General features: G+C 46.2%; 17 protein-coding genes. 9 read left to right on the top strand and 8 right to left on the bottom strand.

The genetic code is table 11. From position 1 onward, the window contains the following. Positions 1 to 10 precede the first annotated feature (10 nt). A complete protein-coding gene (locus GF401_11150; protein ID MBD3345608.1) occupies positions 11 to 1,216 on the top strand; it encodes a hypothetical protein in 1,206 nt (401 codons plus the stop codon). A 59-nt stretch (positions 1,217 to 1,275) separates the two neighbouring features. Here GF401_11150 and GF401_11145 read toward each other — a convergent pair whose 3' ends face one another. The 4 genes from GF401_11145 to GF401_11130 form a co-directional block, all read right to left on the bottom strand. After that, complete coding sequence (locus tag GF401_11145) at positions 1,276 to 3,012, bottom strand: hypothetical protein (GenBank protein MBD3345607.1); 1,737 nt, start codon at positions 3,010 to 3,012, stop codon at positions 1,276 to 1,278. A gap of 245 nt (positions 3,013 to 3,257) precedes the next feature. Continuing rightward, a complete protein-coding gene (locus GF401_11140; protein MBD3345606.1) occupies positions 3,258 to 3,569 on the bottom strand; it encodes a flagellar basal body rod protein in 312 nt (103 codons plus the stop codon). A gap of 84 nt (positions 3,570 to 3,653) precedes the next feature. Continuing rightward, the gene (locus tag GF401_11135) at positions 3,654 to 4,796 is read right to left on the bottom strand and encodes a hypothetical protein (GenBank protein ID MBD3345605.1); all 1,143 of its coding nucleotides are present in this window, start codon (positions 4,794 to 4,796) and stop codon (positions 3,654 to 3,656) included. Then, positions 4,742 to 5,704, bottom strand: a complete 963-nt coding sequence (locus tag GF401_11130) for a cyclic nucleotide-binding domain-containing protein (protein ID MBD3345604.1) — start codon at positions 5,702 to 5,704, stop codon at positions 4,742 to 4,744. The genes GF401_11135 and GF401_11130 overlap by 55 nt, the downstream gene beginning before the upstream one ends. Before the next feature lie 109 nt (positions 5,705 to 5,813). On the opposite strand from GF401_11130, the gene GF401_11125 reads away from it, so the two are divergent. Further along, positions 5,814 to 6,644 (top strand): hypothetical protein, encoded by an 831-nt coding sequence (locus GF401_11125; protein ID MBD3345603.1) that lies wholly within the window; start codon positions 5,814 to 5,816, stop codon positions 6,642 to 6,644. Beyond that, positions 6,590 to 7,387 (top strand): hypothetical protein, encoded by a 798-nt coding sequence (locus GF401_11120; GenBank protein MBD3345602.1) that lies wholly within the window; start codon positions 6,590 to 6,592, stop codon positions 7,385 to 7,387. The genes GF401_11125 and GF401_11120 overlap by 55 nt, the downstream gene beginning before the upstream one ends. A gap of 110 nt (positions 7,388 to 7,497) precedes the next feature. On the opposite strand, the gene hisF is transcribed toward GF401_11120, so the two are convergent. The 4 genes from hisF to GF401_11100 form a co-directional block, all read right to left on the bottom strand. Then, complete coding sequence (hisF, locus tag GF401_11115; protein ID MBD3345601.1) at positions 7,498 to 8,277, bottom strand: imidazole glycerol phosphate synthase subunit HisF; 780 nt, start codon at positions 8,275 to 8,277, stop codon at positions 7,498 to 7,500. A gap of 54 nt (positions 8,278 to 8,331) precedes the next feature. Beyond that, entirely contained in the window at positions 8,332 to 8,952 is a 621-nt protein-coding gene (gene hisH, locus GF401_11110) for an imidazole glycerol phosphate synthase subunit HisH (protein MBD3345600.1), read from the bottom strand. 140 nt (positions 8,953 to 9,092) lie between these two features. Beyond that, a complete protein-coding gene (locus GF401_11105; GenBank protein ID MBD3345599.1) occupies positions 9,093 to 10,163 on the bottom strand; it encodes a DUF362 domain-containing protein in 1,071 nt (356 codons plus the stop codon). Then, positions 10,042 to 11,739, bottom strand: a complete 1,698-nt coding sequence (locus GF401_11100; GenBank protein ID MBD3345598.1) for a 4Fe-4S binding protein — start codon at positions 11,737 to 11,739, stop codon at positions 10,042 to 10,044. The genes GF401_11105 and GF401_11100 overlap by 122 nt, the downstream gene beginning before the upstream one ends. A 185-nt stretch (positions 11,740 to 11,924) precedes the next feature. Between GF401_11100 and GF401_11095 the strand changes: the two genes are divergently transcribed. The 6 genes from GF401_11095 to ftsE are packed head-to-tail and all read left to right on the top strand — an operon-like array spanning position 11,925 to position 19,829. After that, entirely contained in the window at positions 11,925 to 12,632 is a 708-nt protein-coding gene (locus tag GF401_11095) for an HAD-IA family hydrolase (GenBank protein ID MBD3345597.1), read from the top strand. 7 nt (positions 12,633 to 12,639) lie between these two features. Further along, complete coding sequence (mfd, locus tag GF401_11090) at positions 12,640 to 16,068, top strand: transcription-repair coupling factor (protein ID MBD3345596.1); 3,429 nt, start codon at positions 12,640 to 12,642, stop codon at positions 16,066 to 16,068. Between the two features lie 50 nt (positions 16,069 to 16,118). Then, entirely contained in the window at positions 16,119 to 17,075 is a 957-nt protein-coding gene (locus GF401_11085) for a hypothetical protein (GenBank protein ID MBD3345595.1), read from the top strand. Between the two features lie 16 nt (positions 17,076 to 17,091). After that, a complete protein-coding gene (locus tag GF401_11080; protein ID MBD3345594.1) occupies positions 17,092 to 18,387 on the top strand; it encodes a hypothetical protein in 1,296 nt (431 codons plus the stop codon). Between the two features lie 6 nt (positions 18,388 to 18,393). Next, positions 18,394 to 19,134 carry a methyltransferase domain-containing protein gene (locus GF401_11075; GenBank protein MBD3345593.1) on the top strand — a complete coding sequence of 247 codons (741 nt, stop codon included), beginning with the start codon at positions 18,394 to 18,396 and terminating at the stop codon, positions 19,132 to 19,134. Further along, the gene (gene ftsE, locus GF401_11070) at positions 19,131 to 19,829 is read left to right on the top strand and encodes a cell division ATP-binding protein FtsE (protein MBD3345592.1); all 699 of its coding nucleotides are present in this window, start codon (positions 19,131 to 19,133) and stop codon (positions 19,827 to 19,829) included. The genes GF401_11075 and ftsE overlap by 4 nt, the downstream gene beginning before the upstream one ends. The last annotated feature ends 6 nt before the right edge of the window (positions 19,830 to 19,835 follow it).

Here is a 19,835-nt window from a genome sequence, read left to right as displayed (position 1 = left end):
GTAAAACGGTATGAAGAAACCCCTTGCCCTGATTCTATTTGCGTTCTTGCTGAGTTGTTTCAATTTCCCCACGCGGTTTGAACGAATAGTAAACGATGAACTGCGCCCCGTCACCGCGGTTTTTTCTCCCTATTCGGAGGCCGCGCCGGGAGATACGCTTAGTGTGAAAATCCATTTTGCCGGAAATCCGGTGATAGCAGTGGATACCATGATGGTTTCGTATTCGGTACTCAATAATGTATACGGAATTAATGATACCTTTACAAATGTTGAAGCCGTTCAAATGATCGATTCAACCATGGCGCTCCCCGAATCGGTTGAAATCAGTTTTGTAGTACCCGACACGAAACTGGACGATTTGCTCGCTCCCTTTGTGGCACGCACCGATTCGGCCCTCCGGGCCATCGATCCCGCACTGGCTGAGATGGTTCCGCCCAACATACTGATTGAACAGCTTACAAATCCCGACCCGGCGTTCTGGGATGCCATCCCTGATTCATTTATTAATACCATGATCGCACCGGCCCTCGAGTACATAACCAAACCGGCCTATTTTTTCATAACCGCCCGGTCTCATAACGGTATTGTACTGGAAAGCAGAGCAGAATTTGTGGTCCGATTCAATACCAATTTCAAAGACATACCAAAGTTATCTCAGGCAATACAGGTTAATAACAATCCTGAGGTTCGCTGGATGGGAGTATATAAAGTTGAAGGTGATAATGTTTTTTCCTTCGATCCACTCGAATTCACCGGCGAGTATGAATTTTTCTGCTTTTTTAATGAAGCCGATCAATCATGCACATTCGATTCGGTTATTCTCATCGACACCGGTTACTCATATTTCATTGCCGCCGACAGCGGTATTGTACAAACCGATGCCGGTCTCGATACTACCCGTGATGCCTATATTCAAAAGGTTAACGGCAAAGACACCATAGTTCTCGAAGAATATTTTTTCCAGTGGTTTTATGAGAATCTCGATGAATCGACACTGCCCCAGGACTCCCTTTTTATCCTCGAGCGATTTGATCAGGACCCCATTGCACGGATCTATCCACCGCTGGATACACAAATGCGCCATTTCAAAGTGTGGGTTGCTGTATATGATGAATTCTTTGGAGAATTTTCCCGCCCCCGGGGCATGACCCTGAGGCAGATTGAAGGTGTGCTGGAATATACCGATGCCTACAAAAATCAGGTTGCCCTGAAATGATAAAGGGGCCTGTGACGTAATACTGTTTCGATATTTTCCATTGTGCCGATCTTTCTTATTTACCGGACCTGTTCCCTGAGGGCCTGATAAGCCTGATAGACGGTAGTCTCAAGGACGGAATATGCTTCATCATAAATATATTTTTTTAATTCATTCTGAGATTCACGAAACATCTCGTAGGCATCTCTGATCTGGTCCTGCTCAAGAAGTGTGTAGATTTCAACCAGTTGCTCTTTTGCTTTTTCCTCTTTTTCCCGCAGGAGCCGCTCTTCTTCCCGCGCATAAGCATATACTTTTGATTTCTGGTACGATGAATTTTCATAGCCTGTCCCGGATGATGAAGATGGCTTTCTGTTTTGCGACCTGGTTTGATTTGCAGGCGCAGTACTACGGTGATTTTTCACATGGGTGAGCCTGGCTTCCTCTTTTCGTTTTTCTGCAGCCGCTTTTCGTTGTTTTTCCGCTCGCCTTTGCCTCTGCTCCTTTAGCGCTGCCATCCGCTGTTCTTCTTCACGGGCTTTCCGTCGACGGGCTCTCCGTTCACGCCACCGAACCCAGAAGGGTTTTCTTTTTTCCATTTCGGCTCTGATACTATCCTGCCGCTCCTGAGCGATCTGTTTGGCCTGGAGCGCCATATCCCCGAATCCGACGTCAACATTTTCAGGCTCTTCAACGGCAATGGCGGCAATCTCCTCGCTGATAGCAGTATCTTCCTCTGCCTGTTCGGCAAGGACTTGCCGAATAACCGCATTATTGACAACACCAATTTTTTCCCTGGAGACTCCATATTCTTTAGTTAATGTGTTATCCAGATAATCCATAGCAGCTTCAACACCTTTAACATTCAGGATATCGATATTATAGGTTACCAGGGAATCCTCTTTCTTTCCGATCGCCTCATTCATTCTTCGGACTTTTTGTGCATGGTGCTCCCACTGCGATTGCGAAACTTCTCCCTTAATGGTTCCCAGGCGTTTATCAACAACGGTCAAGACATTCGCCGCCTCTGCCAGCTCGTTTTTTAACAGCAGCAGCCGTGCCCGTTGCAAATCATTGGCTATAAACGATTTCTCATCGTCAATATTAACCCGGGCTTTCAAACGCGCGGCCAGTTTGCTGTAGGTGGTAAGAGATATGGAAAGATATTTCAGATTTTTACTGCAATAATCAAGTTCCATCTGGGCCTTGTGCAGCTGTTTGTTGTCGAGCGCGGTTTCTATGTTTCTCTGGACATCGCGAGAAAGCCCCCGGGCCCGGTCCCTGATCAGCCATTCGATTTCCGCAGCCTTCGATCCGTCAACCGAAAGCATCTGAGAATGAATATCGACAAGATTCGCGAAATCAGGACGTTTTTTTCCCGTCTCCCTGTTAAAGGCAGTAACCAGATGATTAATCATCTTCTGCCGGTTCCGTTCATTCTCCTGAAGGATATCTTCTTCTTCAAGCATTATCTGGCCTTCAAGCTCCCCGACCTTCCATAAAATATACCGTGAATTCGGGTCATTTTTTGCAACATGACGAAGCTTGTTTGCAATTCGCTTGGCTTCTGCAATCGCTTTTTGACGTCTGTCCTGGAAATCGCCGTAAGCGGTCGCTGCATTGAGCTTGTAAAAAGCGCGAAGAATCAAGGTGTCCACATAGGTTTTTGTGTAATACCCTTCCTTTGGCATCTCCTGGCAGAAGGCGCTGCCAAAGGAGAAATGGCCCTCGGCGGTATTATTTTCCTGAAACAATCGGCCGCACAAGGGAAGAAACAGTAACGCGGTGCAGCACAGTTGAAGATGTAGGCTTTTCATTTCCTGCAAGCTGAATTGTGTTGTAAAAGAGTGAACCTAATATCTTGATTTATAAAGAGAAAAAGCGCTTAAACAGCCAGGGATTATCACTCCTGTTCTATAGGCTTCATGTCTCTTTTTATCAGATCGCCGATCAGTCATTCAATATACAATAGTTGCTCACCCAGAGCAACATTTGAACCGATGTTTGTTGTTGAAAATATGCGGGCCCTTTACAGCAGACGAGCCTTATCTTTATCGGAAATTTAGCCGAATATATCCAGTAATTCGCCGATCATTCGGTCCTTTACTTTCAGTACGCTTGTGTTTGCTGAAAGTGTGTTTTTATTCTGTATCTGTTCTTTCGATTCTTCGATAAGGCTTGTGTTTGAAGATGCTGCAGAAGAATCCGGGGTATGAGTGATGCGGCTTATCCGCACTCCCCGGGGACTGGTTTCCGCCTGGTGAGCTGTGCGCTGCTTAAATCCAGGTGTGTTGACATTAGCTACATCATGAGCGGTGATATCATGACGGGTAATGCTTGTCTGGATACCCGATAATGAGGAAGAAACGTTCATAGCTCTCTTTTTTCCGAAAATAGTTGCCCAGTTTAATTATACCCACTCTCAGCAGTATCGTCAATGGTAGATATTACACCCCTGCTACCGGGGATCGAAAAATTCCCGGCCGCCGTAAATCCCCATATCATTACGGGAGCCGTCATCATCTTTCCAGGCCTTTCCCGGTTTGCCGGCATCAATGCAGGGAGAATAAGAGGAAAGTGAATAGCGAGCATATACGCCGGTCCGTCGCCCGGCAGCAAGCGAATCGACCAGCGTATCCCCGACAGCCTTTGCAAGGGTCGTGTCCACCAGTTTCGATTTATCAGTCGGTACCGCAATATCCTTTTCCACCGCTGCCGAATCGGAGGCAGATCCCGCAAAAATCGGATCCATGACAAGGTTATGTGCAAAATCGACCGAGTCTTTGTTTTTATTTACCCCATCGACAATACCCAGCCTCGGATTGCAGTCGAGAAAATTACCGTCGGGATTACCAAAGGCACAATTATATTCGAACGTTATTGCCGATGCATTATCTCCCCAGACACCGTAATTCCTGTTAAAAGCGACGATGGTATTGTAAACTTCGGGATTGGCGGCCCCGACACGAATCCCACTGGCAAAATTTGATGCAACGATGCAATTGTAAACTCGCATGTTTCCCTTTTCCCGGCAGCTTATGCCAACATTGTTGTACTCCATTACCGAGTTTCGTAGTAAGGGAGAACTGTTTATCGCAACAACGCCGTGAAATGCCCCGGCAATATCGGCATAGGCAATTTCTGTCAGTTCATTGTAGGAGTTATCAAACACTATTCCATACCAGGAACATTTTTTATCGTCCTTGTAAATGGGAGATATTTTTATTCGCTTATTTTTCCTTCCTGCACAAGTAAGCATTCCTTTGATTTTAATCGAGACTGTTTGCGAATCGAGATGATCAATCTGCTGGATTGCCGAATCATAGTAGAGCGGCTGGGATATCAGAATTTTTGTGCCCGGTGCAATAACGAGCTTGGCTTTTTTAGCAACCATAATATCCCCATTGACTATATATGGCCCGTCTTCAGGAGTCCACCGTGTTGTCACGTCAATTATTCCGCTGACCCTGCTTTCCGTATTACCGTACGCAACCAGAAACATAATCATCGCCATACTATTCACGATCAGTCTTTGTTTGTTTTTAATCATAGGAGCGGTATCATATCCCGATATTTGATAAGGTGAAAATAGCGATTCCATAATGCAGTATTAAGTGAAAACATATAGCCGTCAAGCATGTTGGCACTCTTTTCGGTTTTACTATCCTTTTGGAAAGTCAGGAGATTTGCTTCTTTTAATTCCCTGATTTTTTCCATACATGTATCCTGCAAACCGGCATCTGCGACGATTGGCCAGAGAGCCTCTCCGGAAAGCTCGGTTCGTTTATCCTGAGAATCAGCCGGTAATTCATCAGTCTGCACAACTTCAACAACAAGCTTTTGGGTACCGGGTGACAATTCGCTGCAGTTTTCGAATCCTTTTCGAATCAACAGTCTGAGAAAGGAACAGTATTTTTCCATTTCTGCAGGATCCGACTGATACAGGTTGTTATCGGTAATATCGACAAAACCTTTCTCTTGCAAAAATTCGATTGTTTTTGTTATGCGCTGATAAGTTGACCCGAGAAGCTGGATCAACTCTCTGCGAGTCTGGGACAGATTCAGGCACTTCCCGGGATTACCGCCTGACATTTTTCCTTTGTGGACAAACATATAATTGAGACTCAGCACAATATTCGCCCCCAGGTTACTTCCATACAGCCGCTGCAATCGTGAATTGACCCGGCGAATTTTCATGCTGGTCATGCGGATAATGGACATAAACCAGGAAGGAACACCGGCGATCTTTTTATGAAACGTCTCGGCGTCGATTACAACCACCGTGCTGTCCTCAATGGCCTTCACGGATGCACTCCGCGGTTTGCCGTCAATAAGCGCCATCTCCCCAAGAACGGCACCTTTCTCAAGCACCGCCAGCTCAACAACTTTGCCGCATATCATCCGAAAAACCTTCAACCTGCCCGACTGTATGATGTAAAGTTCCCGGGAATGATCATTTTCGTGAAATAGTATGGTGTCGGTTTTGCAGATTTTTGTTTTCGGTTGCATTGGAGGGCCCGCAAAATAAGTATATTTGTTAAAGATTCCAATAATACGTTGAATATCATAATTTTACATAAAAAAACCGTCCAAAATCAAGGAAAAAAGGGTGTGTTATATGAGAATAAAGTTCCTCCCGACAGCAATACTGATAGTTCTTGTGAGTATTATTGCCTGCAACAGGGAACCCACCGTAAACCTTTCGGTCGATTTTTCTTCTCAGCCCATGTGGCGGTATAATGCAAAAGTACTTGTAAGCGGTTCGATGACAACCCTCGATACCAGCACTAACTATTCAGGCATGGCAAATCTTGTCCTTTTAGGCAAAAGCTATAAAAAGGCGCCGGCAAAGCTGCAGCTTACCATCCCCTCGGTCCGTATCTCCACCGATTTCATGGATGATGCCGAAAAAGAGAACCTGAAAAAACAGCTCGAACAACTGCAACTGGATATATCGATGGATGAAGGGACGGTCGATCTGTCGGATACCGCCGATCTTCCCACACTCATCACAGGAAGCTGGGGACTGGATAAGAGCCTTGCCAAAGTACTCCCGGTGTTACCGGACATTCCGGTCACCCGGGGATCAAAATGGGAAAGAAACAAGCAGACATCAATCCGGACATCTCATGGTGATGCAGTTGCTCATTTGTTTCAGGCCTTTATTGTCGACAGCATTTATCACAAGAACCAGAAAACAATGGCATCGATAAGTTGGGATCTCAGTTATAAGATTGAACTTGAGAACCCGGATACCACCGGTCTCTTGGTCCAGCTTCCCGACGGTGGTGAAGGTTCAGGTCATGCGGTAATCAATACCACCGATAACAGTGTCGATTTTGCCCGGATAGAATTTGCCGTTAAAAGTAAGGAAAACAGAGGAATTCGTATCGGATGGAAAGAAATAGTGGAGCTTTCCCTGGCACAAAGAAAGCAGGAGACATCGTGAGCGCCCTGTTAAGCAGAAATAAATCAGCACCCCCTTTATATTTCAGCAGGGGTCATTCGGCTTTTTTATTAATGCTTCTTTTTGCCGCAATCCTTCATGCCGAACCACCTGAACACAAAATTATTATATCGCAGGATACCGTATTCAGCGATCATTTTTTTATCCCCGAAAATAGGACCTGCATTATTAAACCCGGTGTAAAAATCCTTTTTGATGACTATCGAAAGATCATTGTGTGCGGCCTGCTTATTGCCCAGGGGAAACCGGATGCTCCGATCCACTTTTCCTGTGTGGACCGCCCCCGAGGCTCAACCGGCAGTCCCTGCTGGACCGGATTTGTGATCTACGGTGAAAAGGCCGATGCGCTGTTGCGGCATTGCCGGATTGAAGGCGCCTATAAAAACATTATCTGGGAAGCAAATCCTGTTTTTGACTCCTGCGAATTTGCCGGAAATCATTATGCCCTCTATTGCATTAAAAAGGCAGCCCCTCATGTTAAAAACTGCACAATCTATCGTAATGTGTATGGTGTAGTATCCGATTTTGCCGCACCCTTGCTTCTTAACAACCTTATCACCGAAAACACCGTCGGCGTATACCTCCAGCTCAGCGCGGAGCTGGTTGCCGGGAAAAATATCATCGAAAAAAACGATACGAATATCCGTACCGAGCAATGTCTCGGGCCAACGAAAAAGCCGTTGTCACTCCATTATCTGTGGGAGCTGATGAGAGAGTTGTATTAATTCGGAAAAGTTCATATCCCGGCGATCCGCCGTTGCCGATTACCGACGTTGCACCCTTTCTATAAACATATTACCAGCAAATTAAAACGGGATATTATTCGCAGGGAGACCTAAAAAGTCATCCGCATCTTGATTCCCCGACCGGAAAGATACTCCTTGATTTCCCGGATCGAATACTCGCCATAGTGGAGAATTGAGGCTACCAGCGCAGCATCGGCTTTGCCTTCGGTGAGAACATCATAGAGATGTTCGGGTTTTCCGCCACCCCCTGAGGCAATGACCGGAATGTTGACACTTTCGGCAATCGTACGCGTCAGATTCAATTCGTAACCGGTTTTTGTACCGTCGGCATCAATAGAATTGACAACGAGTTCTCCGGCACCGAGTTCTTCACCTTTCTTTGCCCACTCCAGGGCATCGATATTCATGGGAGTCCGGCCGCCGTGAACCACAATTTCGTAGCCGGAGGGGATTGTATCGGATTTTTCCACTCCGCGAACATCCATGGAGAGAACCACGCACTGAGCACCAAAGGTTTTCGAAGCTTCGGTGAGTAGGGGAGGATTGTATACCGCTGCAGTATTATAATTTACCTTTTCTGCGCCGGCAAGAAGCACTTTACGGCCATCCTCAACAGAACGAAGGCCGCCGCCTACGGAGAAGGGGATAAAAACCTGCGACGCCACCTTCCCGACAACATCGATCATAATGTCACGCTTGTCGCTTGATGCGGTAATATCGTAAAACACCAGCTCATCAAGCCCCTCTTCGTAATATTTCCTCGCCGATGTCACCGGATCGCCAATATCCTGTGTATTGACAAACTTGATGCTTTTTGCAAGCTTGCCGTCACGAACATCCAGGCAAGCAATCAATCGCTTACTTAACATTGTATCCTCTCTGCATTGCTTCTATAAACAACCTTGCTCCATTTCCCCTTCACCTCAAATCCCGCCGTCCCAGCTGCAGAAATTTTTCAGCAGCTCCAATCCGACTCTGCCGCTTTTTTCCGGGTGAAATTGGGTGGCAAACAGATTTTTGTCGCCGATGGCCGCAGGAAAAACAGTCTCATAATCGCATACCGCAATTACATTCTCTTCTTTGGACGGCAGCGGATAATAGGAATGAACGAAATAAAACTCATCTCCATCAGCAACATGACTCAACAGTGGGTGCTGTTTTTTAATTGTAATACCGTCCCACCCCATATGGGGGATTTTCAGTGAGGCTTCCTTTAGATCGAACCGGGGACAATTGCCCTCGATGAGGCCCAGACATGGAGTGTCGCCTTCATCGGAATGCGAAAGAATAATCTGCGTCCCCAGGCAAATGCCGAGTATTGGCGTCCCCTGTATAAAAGCTTCCCGAAGTGCGGTATCGAGCCTCCGCTCCTTAAGGATTTGCATCGATGCTTCCGCATGGCCAACGCCGGGGAAAATGATTTTTTCCGCATCAAGGATCTCATCTCTGCGGGGAGTGATTGTATTTGGAATACCCAGGAAATTCAGCGCCCGTTTTACCGAGGTTAAATTGCCAGCATCATAATCGATTATCGCTACCATTATCCGGCCCCTTGCAATAGTGATTCAGGAAAATAGTATATTGCCGGAAACAAGCAGCAAAAAGCCCCGGAGAATTAAAAAAGGCAACCGGATTCTCGGTTGCCGTTACCAGTGATTTGAATTTCCCTGCCACGTACCAAACCCTATACAGCGATTTCTTTAATCGAATCCGACGCGACATTCCCGAACCCGAGTTCGCTCGCGATTTTAAGATATTTTACATTTGTGCCTTCAAACTGCTTTCCATACCACGATGCGAGCGTTACGGCATAGCTGTCGACAGCAACAGGATCGAGTCCTCCAACAAAAGTATCGAGTTTGACTACCTTGCCGGGACCACCCGGTCCGTTATCAAGGAGCGCCCGGGTAGCATCGATAATGCTCAGTGTCGGTTTCATATAATACAACTGCTCGGCTATTGCCGTGTGAAGGTCCATTTCCCGATGATAAGCGCTCCGGTTATACACAAGTCCCATCATTCCCTTGAGTCCGAGTGATACTCCCGCAGCACTGTGTGACTTTGCTGCAGGAAGGGAGATAAACACATCGGCACGCCCAAGCTCCTTTAATACTTTTATACGGGTGAGCTGTTTTGCCTTTTCTGATTTCTTCTCCACATACATGCTTTCCTGTTTTGGAACAAAAACAACGACCCCTTTCATGTCCTTAACCGCATCGGCAATACCGGTTTTGCTCTTACATGCTTCAACCTCCCGGAGAACATTATCGCATACGAGTACTTTTGATGCTCCGGCATCAAGACACAATTGGGCAACGGTTCGCACGGCCTCGGGCGAAGTAGTCGTTCCCCAGTCGGGAGGATTGGAAAAACTCATGTTCGGTTTGATAACCACCCGCGCGCCTTTTTTTATATAGTGTCCCATACCTCCCATCGAATCGACAATTTTCGTAATTATTTCCGATGCTTTTCCTTTGCCGACATAAACTTCACTTTTGCCGCCTGCAGTTTCTGCGGCAAAGAGCGGTGATGTCCCCTGCAGGGCTACTCCGGTGCCTGCGGTTGCAGCGGTTCTTAAAAATGACCTTCGTGAACGCAGCATCGTAACCTCCTTTTGCTCAATTTTTACCTTTTTAATCCTGAATAAAACCTTCGGGCAAATCGTTTTGTTTTTCCGTCCTGTTCTCTTCCGAAATAAAGCCCTCCGGCAGATCTCCCGACTCTGTTTTTGTTGAATCATCAGATCCGTAGGCATGTTTCAGTTCATCATCTGACCTACGCCTTTGCTCGACAATCGATTCCTTTTGCCACTTACTGATGTATGTTCCCGATTCCCGCCTGTTTTCTCCAAATTTATAAACGACTATTGCGGCCTTATCGAAAATCGGACAATGCTGTTCGCAAAAACCGCACCCCAGACAAAGATCTTCATTCACGACGGGAACTTTAAACATGCCGGTGGTGGTCCGGACATATTTTGGGGTAATAGCATTATAGGGACAGACCTCATCACAGACAAGGCATTCTTTATTCTGTTCCCAGGCTAAACATCGGCGGCGGTCGATTACCGCGGTGCCGATTTTAACAAACCGCTTCTGTTCATAGGATAATTCCCGTATTGCGCCGGTCGGGCAGACATGGCCGCAGGAGTAGCATTTCTCTTCACACGCTCCGATCCTTGGAACAAGCTTGGGGGTATATAATCTGCTGAAACCGTCATTCAGTATGCATGGCTGCAAAGCATTGGTAGGACAGACCTTCATACATTCGCCACAGGCGATGCACCGGGAACCGAAGAGGTCTTCCGGAACAGCTCCCGGCGGACGGATCAGGCGGCCGGTGTTGTCTCTTTTGGTAAATGCATCGGCCCGGAGCAAGGGAACCATCACTGCACCGCCCAGAACTCCCGCCACAACATGGCGGCGGGCAACATCAGGTCCGGTCGTTGTGGCCAGCGAAGGAGCGGAAAAGCGAAAATCTGTACACCCTTTCCTGACTTCGGTGCATAATCCACAGACAATGCATTCTGCAACCGATGTTTCTTCCGGACGCTCCTTATTGATGGCCCGAGTTGGACATTTTCCGGCGCAGGCTTTGCAGGAATTACATGCGCGTGTATCGGTGGTCCTTCGGAAAAGAGCAAAACGACTTAAAATTCCAAACAGCGCCCCACTCGGGCAAATATACTGACACCAGAATCGTTTATCTAAAAATCCCCCGCCAAAAACAATAGCGCCCAAAATGAGCGCCCCCACACCGCCGTAGAACAAGGGTATTTTAACCGTTGCATAGGCGAGTTCGTCGGCTCCAATAACCCGAAAAAGGGGCTGAAGATACTGGCGACCGTCTGCACGCACTAATGCCTCGAAGGGATAGACAACCAGGGTAAAAATACGGGTAAACAAAGAAATTGGATCCATAAAAAGAGGAAAAAGAACACCAAACAAAGCCATGAAAAACAGCGCGATAAGAATGAAATACTTTACCCTCTGAAGAGCGCGGGGAGGGGGGCTTTTTCGCATCCTCATTTTGTTGAATACATAACGATCGGAACCATCGATAGCAGCTCCAAGAGGACAGACAAATCCGCAAAAGAACCGTCCAAACAGAAGCGACAGTACAAGGATAACTCCTGAAAGTATGACAAGCCTGAGAAAAACAGATCGTGCCGAAATTGTAGTAAGGATACCGACGAGTGGATTCAGGCGTAAAAACCATTCACTTTGCCAGGTATAGGCTGCGGGATAGGTGTTGGCGAAAAAAAAGAGGGAAACAAAAAGAATCAGGAAAAAAAGCTGGGAGACTATTCTGATTTTTCGAAGACGGGACATGTATCAACTCCACAATGGTTCAATCGGACGCACTTCATTCTGTAAATACTCCCTTACCAATATAAATTAAATCTTATTATGCTTCCATAAATATGCTCATTTAGCTCATTCCATAACCGGGGCTCCTGAGCCGGGTAATCCGCTACTAATGTATTTTAGTACTCTTTTTACGATTCCGCGGGATTATGCATTCCGTGGCTTTTGGCATTTCTACAATAAATACTTTTGTTACTCTAATTTATTGCGGGTATATGAAATCGTATAATTATTATCTGTTTGATGTTGACGGCACATTAATTGATACCAGAGAGCTGATCTATCAATGCTTTAAGTACACCGGAAAGAGATTTGCCGGCAAGGCGGTTCCTCGCGAACTGGTGGAACAACATATCGGAATACCGCTTCGTAATCAGATGGAGCTTTATTTCGGTCCCCTGTCGGATGAGCGCTATATGTTCATCTCCAGGGAACATATGAGATATCAACTGGAAATATACCGTGATTATCTCTCTGCATTTCCCGGTGTATCAAACACATTGTCGGAACTGAAATCTGCAGGAAAAAAGTTAGCCGTCGTAACCTCCCGGCGGAAGAATACTCTCGGTCTTTATTTAAGGGAAACAGGACTTCACGATTTTTTTTCGGTTATAATCACTCCCGAATCTACCGAACGTCATAAGCCTGATCCCGAACCTGCACAGAAGGCACTTTCACTTCTTGCAGGGACAGCCTACAACGCGGTGTTTATCGGTGATTCAATCTACGATATTGAATGCGGCGCCCGGGCGGGAATGGACACTGCTTATGTACGTTGGAATGGTGTAACCCCTCAGTTTGAGCGGTATAAACCAACGTATATCATCGAAGAAATGGAAGAATTAACAGCAAAATAGTAACTGCATGAACGTAGAATTTTATAAAGACCACTGGCCGCATGGCTCGATTCCTCAAGCGGTCCAATGGGCTGAAGAACAGCCTGAAAGCGCGCTTTTTACCGGATGCACAGGCTCAAGTGATGCACTGTGTATTGCCGAGCTTTTTGCTGCATCGGAGCGGTCCCTTTTTGTGCTGACCGAAAGCACAAAACGGGCCGAAATCCTCGCCCATGAATGTGCGACTTTTGTGGGGGAAGACAGCATATTTTTGCTCCCTGCACGCGATGCAGTCCCCTATAACATGAAATCCCCCTTTGGACCGACGGTTGAGGCTCGTTTCGAGACACTCTCCCGGATGCTCAACCGTCAAAAAGGCATATATATTGCTCCAAGCTCATGTCTTCTGGAAAGAGTTGTTCCCTCAAACGCTCTCTTCAACCAGGTTATCAGACTCAATGTAGGCGATGAGGTTACACTCGAAAATCTCAGCGCATGGCTTATTGAAATCGGCTTTCATAAAGAGACCATGGTATCCGATCTAGGGACGTTCAGCGTCCGGGGTGGAATCGTGGACATCTATCCTTTTATGTATGATAATCCTATCCGCCTGGAATTCTGGGGTGATACCATTGAATCCATCAGAGAATTCGATATATTCAGCCAGAAATCGCGGACCCGGCTTTCTTCACTTGAGATATTTCCCATGAAGGAGATCTGTTTTGATGATGAAGCACTAGAAGCGGGCCTGGAGTCGATGCGCGGTTATGCTGAAGAAACCGGTATCGATTTTTCAGCAATCGACCGGCTTGAGCATCAATGGAAGCTGGCGGGTGACCAGGAAGGAATAGAATGGTTCTTGCACTGGCTTCCCAAAAATACAGCTTCAGTATTGGATTACCTTCCCCGGGACTGCCTGGTTGTATGGAATGATATAATTCCTGTGGACCGTCGTCTGGAAATTTACAAAAATAATTATACCCGTCACTTGGAGCGGGTTCCTGAATTATTTCTTCCCTTCATTTCTCCGCCCGAAAAACTTCTTTTAAATAAAAATGATATCGACGAGGAACTAACCTGCTTTTGCAGGATTTTTATGGGAACACTCGATCTTCCGCCCCACTCCCCCTCCTATGCCTGCTCCTTTGCAGAACCGGCGCCGGTATCCAGTAATCTGGAACAGCTCTATTCTGAGCTTACCGCACAGCATCAGAAGGGTTTTGATATTACTATTCTGGCCGGCAATGTGGGGACAGCCGAACGGCTGATCGAACTTATCCACGAACAGTGTCCCTTTGTAACTGTTTTTCTGGGCTATCTCGAACGGGGATATGTGGATAAACACAACAGCCGGATCATATACGCCGAAGATCTTATATTCAGACGAAAACAGCACCACCACATAAAGCCGAAAAAATCAAAAGGGGGAATTCCGATATCCTCCTTTGAGGCCCTTTCTCCAGGCGATTTTGTTGTCCATGTCGATCATGGTATCGGCAAATTTGTTGGAATACAAAGAATCAGTGCCGGCCAGGCCAACCGCGACTGCATGGCGCTTCAGTTCAAGGACAGAGCAAAGCTCTTTGTTCCTATTGAAGATTTTCATAAAGTACAGAAATACGTCGCAAAAGAATCGGTGGTGCCCTCACTATCAAAGCTTGGAAGTGAAGCATGGAATCGACTGAAAAAACGGACCAGAGATTCACTCAGGGAAATGGCCCGGGAACTGATCGAATTGTATGCCAAACGGCAATATCATGAGGGAATCGCTTTTGCTCCGGATGCACCGTGGCAAAAGGAATTTGAAGACGCCTTTATCTACGACGAAACCCCCGATCAGTTGACCGCTATCAAGCAGGTTAAAAAAGACATGGAAACAAAAAAACCGATGGACCGGTTGATCTGCGGTGATGTCGGATTCGGGAAAACAGAAGTTGCAATGCGTGCCGCATTCAAAGCGGTCATGAACGGCTATCAGGTTGCGGTTTTGGCGCCGACAACGATCCTTGCCATGCAGCACAACAATACGTTTTCGGATCGTATGGCAAATTTCCCGATAAAAATAGATGTGCTCTGCCGTTTTCTTAAACCAAAAGAACAAAAAGAGATCGTTGCAAAGGCGAAAAACGGTGAGATCGATATTCTTGTGGGAACACATCGGCTGCTGTCCAAGGATGTTTCGTTTAAAAACCTCGGTCTTCTTATTGTAGATGAAGAACAGAAATTTGGGGTAAAACACAAAGAAAGACTCAAACAGTTCCGTTCAAAAATTGATGTTCTTTCCATGACAGCCACGCCGATCCCCCGAACGCTTCATCTTTCACTGATCGGCGCCCGCGATTTATCGACGATGAATACTCCACCCCGGAACCGTCTCCCGGTCCAGACCAGCGTCTCGGAATACCACGATGAAATGGTGAAAAACGCAATCGAGAACGAACTCGACAGAGGCGGTCAGGTGTATGTGGTTCACAATCGTATCAAAGACTTGTACGTGTTGAAAGATAAAATTGAACAGCTGGTACCCAAAGCCCGGGTAATTGCCGCACACGGACAGATGCACGAGCGGGAGCTTGAAATAATCATGCGGGAATTTGTCGCCGGACGCTATGATGTTCTCGTGTCGACAGTTATTATCGAAAACGGGCTTGATATAGCTAATGTCAACACTATCCTGGTCAATCGTGCCGATATGATGGGTCTGTCACAACTCTATCAATTGCGGGGACGGGTCGGGAGATCGTCGGAACAGGCATTTGCCTATCTACTCACCCCTGCTTTTAAAAAGATCGACGAGCATTCGCTACGGCGTCTTTTTGCCCTCGAGCAGTATACCGAGCTTGGTTCCGGTTTTCAGATTGCGATGCGTGACCTGGAAATTCGGGGAGCAGGAAACATTCTCGGCACCCGTCAGCACGGATGTATCGCTGCCGTGGGTTTTGAAATGTATTGCCGACTGCTTCAGGAAGCTGTCAAAGAAGCGAAGGGCGAAAAAATCGATGATGAAACCCGGGAAATTCAGGTGGATATCCCTCTTGAAGCCCATATCCCTTCGGATTATGTTTCAGATGGCGCCGCCAGGATACGAATATATCAGGAACTATCATCGGTTACATCAACCGACCAGATTGAAGATATCGAACAGGATATTATCGACCGGTTCGGTCCTGCACCGCCTCCTGTTCACACGCTGTTGCTGCTTATGAATATAAAAGTACTGGCACGAAATATCGGATGCTCAAAAATTGCGGTCGATACAGACAGAACGCTGAGTTTCAACTTTGAGGGAAACAACGAAGAAATAAAGGAACAAATCAAGAAAATACTGTCTCAAAGCGCCCGAAACTTCGAAGTTGTTTACCAAACTCCGATCTCCTTGAAAACAACGCTGTCGTCAAAAGATACTCTGGAAAAGGCGTTTGAAGTAAAAACTTTAATAGAAGAAATTGTTAAATAATGGTATCCTTTATATAACAAGCGATTGCGTAGATTTATATCTATTCCATCATGTATCTTAAATCAAGTGCATCTGTCCCAATTTGGAAAGGCCCGGCAATGAAATTACTTGCTGAATATCGTTTTTATTTCTTGAAATCACTTCTATTGGGCAGTCTGCTGATTGCGGGTGGGTGCCGGGAAAAAAGCTCAAGTCCCGTTATTGCCCGTATCGGCAAATCAACACTTACCCTCGAGGATCTCAATGAGAGTATTCCCGATGAATACCGCGGAAAAATCACCCGGGAGCAGAACATTAAATATGTTAAACAATGGATTGATAATGAACTGCTGTACCAGGAAGCTCTTCGAAGGAAAATCCATAAGGAAAAAGTGATCAAAACGAGGCTCAGGAGAATGAAACGCGATCTTCTCTGCGCCGAGATGATCAGCCGCAATTCGGTGCAGGATCCCCAGGCCCGGGTTACCGAAGAGATGGTCCACGATTATTACGAAAAAAACAAGCACACTTTTGTTCGCGACCAGGACGTATTTAAATATATGGAAATTATTGTTGATGATTTGAAAACGGCCTGGCAAGTGAGAAATCTGGTGCGGGCAAACAATTTTCCCGATCTTGCAGCCCGGTATTCCAAGCTTCCGGTCCTGGATCCGCGCTCCCTCTCCTATGTGCCTGCCGACGAAATACCCCCTGTTATTGCGGAAGTTATTCCTACCATTCGAACCGGGGGAACAACAAGTCCCATTAAAGTAAATAACGGTTATAGCATTATCCGTGTTGTTGACAAACAAAAGGCAGGGACAACCAGTGCTCTCGAAGAAATTCAGGATGAAATAATAAACCGGTTGTCGGCCGAATTACAAAAAACCGAAATCGAAAATATGCTCTACGAACTTAGTCAAAAAAGCGATGTCGAATTTAACATGGAAACAATTCCTGAAGGGGAAAAACCGCAGGCGCCGCTCGATTCAACAGATGAAATAAGTAACCGTACTGAACCCTATTAACATGTAAAAGAGGCTTATGAAAACCAAACTCAGCAAAATATTTTATTGTGTCGCCGCATGCTCGGTGATTTTTTCGGCTCATTCGCTTGAGCTTCTGGACGGTATTGCCGCTGTGGTCGGCGATTCGGTGATCCTTGTTTCGGAGGTCGAAGCTTATACCTTACTTCTGATGAACAGGGAAGGGATAAAATCCGATTCGGTCCGGATTAAGGAGCTCCGCCGGCAGGCTCTCGATGAACTTATTGACGGCAAAGTTTTTGTTGTTCATGCGGAAAAGGATACCAATATTGTTGTTTCGGAGGAAGAAGTTGAAAATGCCCTCGACAGAAGAATAAAAATGATTCTTCAGGAAAACAACACCACACTCGAAATGCTCGAGCAGGAACTTCAACGAACCAACGGCATGAGTCTTCGGGAATTCAAGTCACAGATGCGCAAAGGAATCAAGGAGCAGCTTGTCAAACAGAAAGTGCATCAGATGTACGGCGCCTCAATCAATATCACCAGGAAAGATGTCGAGCAATTTTACGAGCAATACAAAGACAGCCTTCCCTCAGCAGGAAAAAGCGTCCGCCTTTCGAAACTCGCCATCTCCTTTTCACCATCCGATTCCGCCCGGCAAGCCGCATACAAACGGATAACGACCCTGAAAGAAAGACTGGACAACGGCGAAAATTTTGCAGAACTCGCCAGGCAATTTTCTGATGGTACCAATGCCGCAGAAGGCGGGGATCTGGGTTTTATCGGTAAAGGAACACTCAGTGAGCTTGTATTTGAAGAAAAAGCCTTTTCCCTTGCCCCGGGCGAAATAAGCGAAATTTTCGAAACCAGACTGGGCTTTCATATCATCAAAGTCGAGGGCCGTAAAGATCAACGTGTCCATGTCCGGCAAATTCTTGCTCAGGTTGCCCCTGCGGAGTCTGAAATCAAAGCCGTTACCTCACGGCTGGATTCAATCCGTGCCGCCTGCAAAACCGAAGAAAATTTCAAAACTGCGGTAAAGAAGTTTTCCACCCATGAGCAAACAAAATCACGGGGCGGCGATTTCGGATGGCACTCCGCCTATTCGCTTCCCGGAAAATTCGACCTGGAGAACGATGATTCTCCAGTTGGACAAATATGCCCTCCTGTTAAAGAAGACGACTCCTATGCTCTATATCGAATAACCGACTTTAAAGAAGAACGGCAATATACGCTTGAAGATGATTGGGATTTAATTGCCGAACAGGCGAAAAATATCGACGCCCAGAAAAAACTTATCGACCTTGTTGAAAAATGGCGAAAAGAAACATTCATTGATATAAGGCTTTAAATTACCGTGGTCTATACAGGATTGGCCCCGATCTATGACAGAGTAATGATTCATGTCAGGTACGAGCAATGGGTCGGCCTCATAACGCGAATAGTTAAAAAGTATCTTTCCCGTACGCCGATCACTGTTTTTGAAATCGGTGGAGGGACAGCTGTTCTCGGCAAAATGCTGATCGATAAAGGGTTTGCCTATACCGGCTCAGATATCAGTACCAGTATGTGTTTTGAAGCAAAAAAAAAGGTCGGCCGTTTTATTGTGGCCGATGGTCGTCTATTGCCGGTGAAATCCGGTTTTGATATGGTGCTGTTCCTCTATGACGGCATCAACTATCTTATGAATCTGGACGATTACACCAGGCTATTTTCTGAAACATGGAACATACTCAAACCCTTCGGACTTTTCCTTTTCGATATTACAACCTTCACAAACTCAATTCATTATTTCAACGATTATTACGACCATGAAGATCTGGGTGAATACTTCTACTCCCGTCACAGCTATTACCAGGAATCGGACCATACGCAGCATAACGATTTTACCATATACCGCCGTCATAATAATTCAACTCCCGATGAGAAAATGAATGAATACCATACCCAGAAGTTATTTCATCCCGAAGAAATTTCGGCGCGCATACCAAAGGACAAATTTGATTTGATTGGTATCTGGGATGGATATGGCTTTAAAAAATATTCGGATACATCGGAAAGAATACACTTTCTTTTAAGGAAGAAACCTGCGGCATGATTCGCTTTGCCCATGTAACAAAAACCTATGACGGTCAATTCACTGCATTGCAAAATGTATCCTTTTTTATTGACAAGGCCGAATTTGTCTTTTTAACCGGCGCCAGTGGTGCCGGCAAAACGACCTTGCTCAAACATATTTACATGGAGGAACGACCCAGCACGGGGCAGGTCTTTGTCTGCGGTTTCGATTCAAAATATGCCCAAAAAAAAGAGCTTCCCTATTTGCGTCGGAAACTCGGTATTGTATTCCAGGATTTTCGTCTTCTCTATGACCGGAATGTATTTGAGAATGTGGCTTTTGCCATCCGGGCTGTGGGCGTATCGGAGCGCAAGGTAAAAAGGAAAGTATTTGAAGTACTGGCGCAAACCGGATTAAGTCATAAAATTTCTTATCTTCCAAGCCAACTCTCCGGTGGTGAACAACAGCGGGTATGCATTGCCCGGGCAATTGCCAACGATCCATGGGTCCTTCTGGCTGATGAGCCGACCGGCAATCTGGACCTCGAAGTTTCTCAGGAAATTATGGATCTCCTCCGCAGCATCAACAGCTGGGGTACTACCGTCATGATGGCAACCCATGATCTTCATCTCATCGAATCATGTCATTACCGGCGTATCGAACTTTCCCGGGGAAGTCTTGTCGGGGGCAGTGATACGACCGTTAAACCAAAAGCATGGGATTTGAAAAAGTGATGAATT

Source organism: Chitinivibrionales bacterium (genome assembly GCA_014728215.1).
GTDB lineage: Bacteria > Fibrobacterota > Chitinivibrionia > Chitinivibrionales > WJKA01 > WJKA01.
This window is presented reverse-complemented; position numbering and strand designations above follow the sequence as displayed.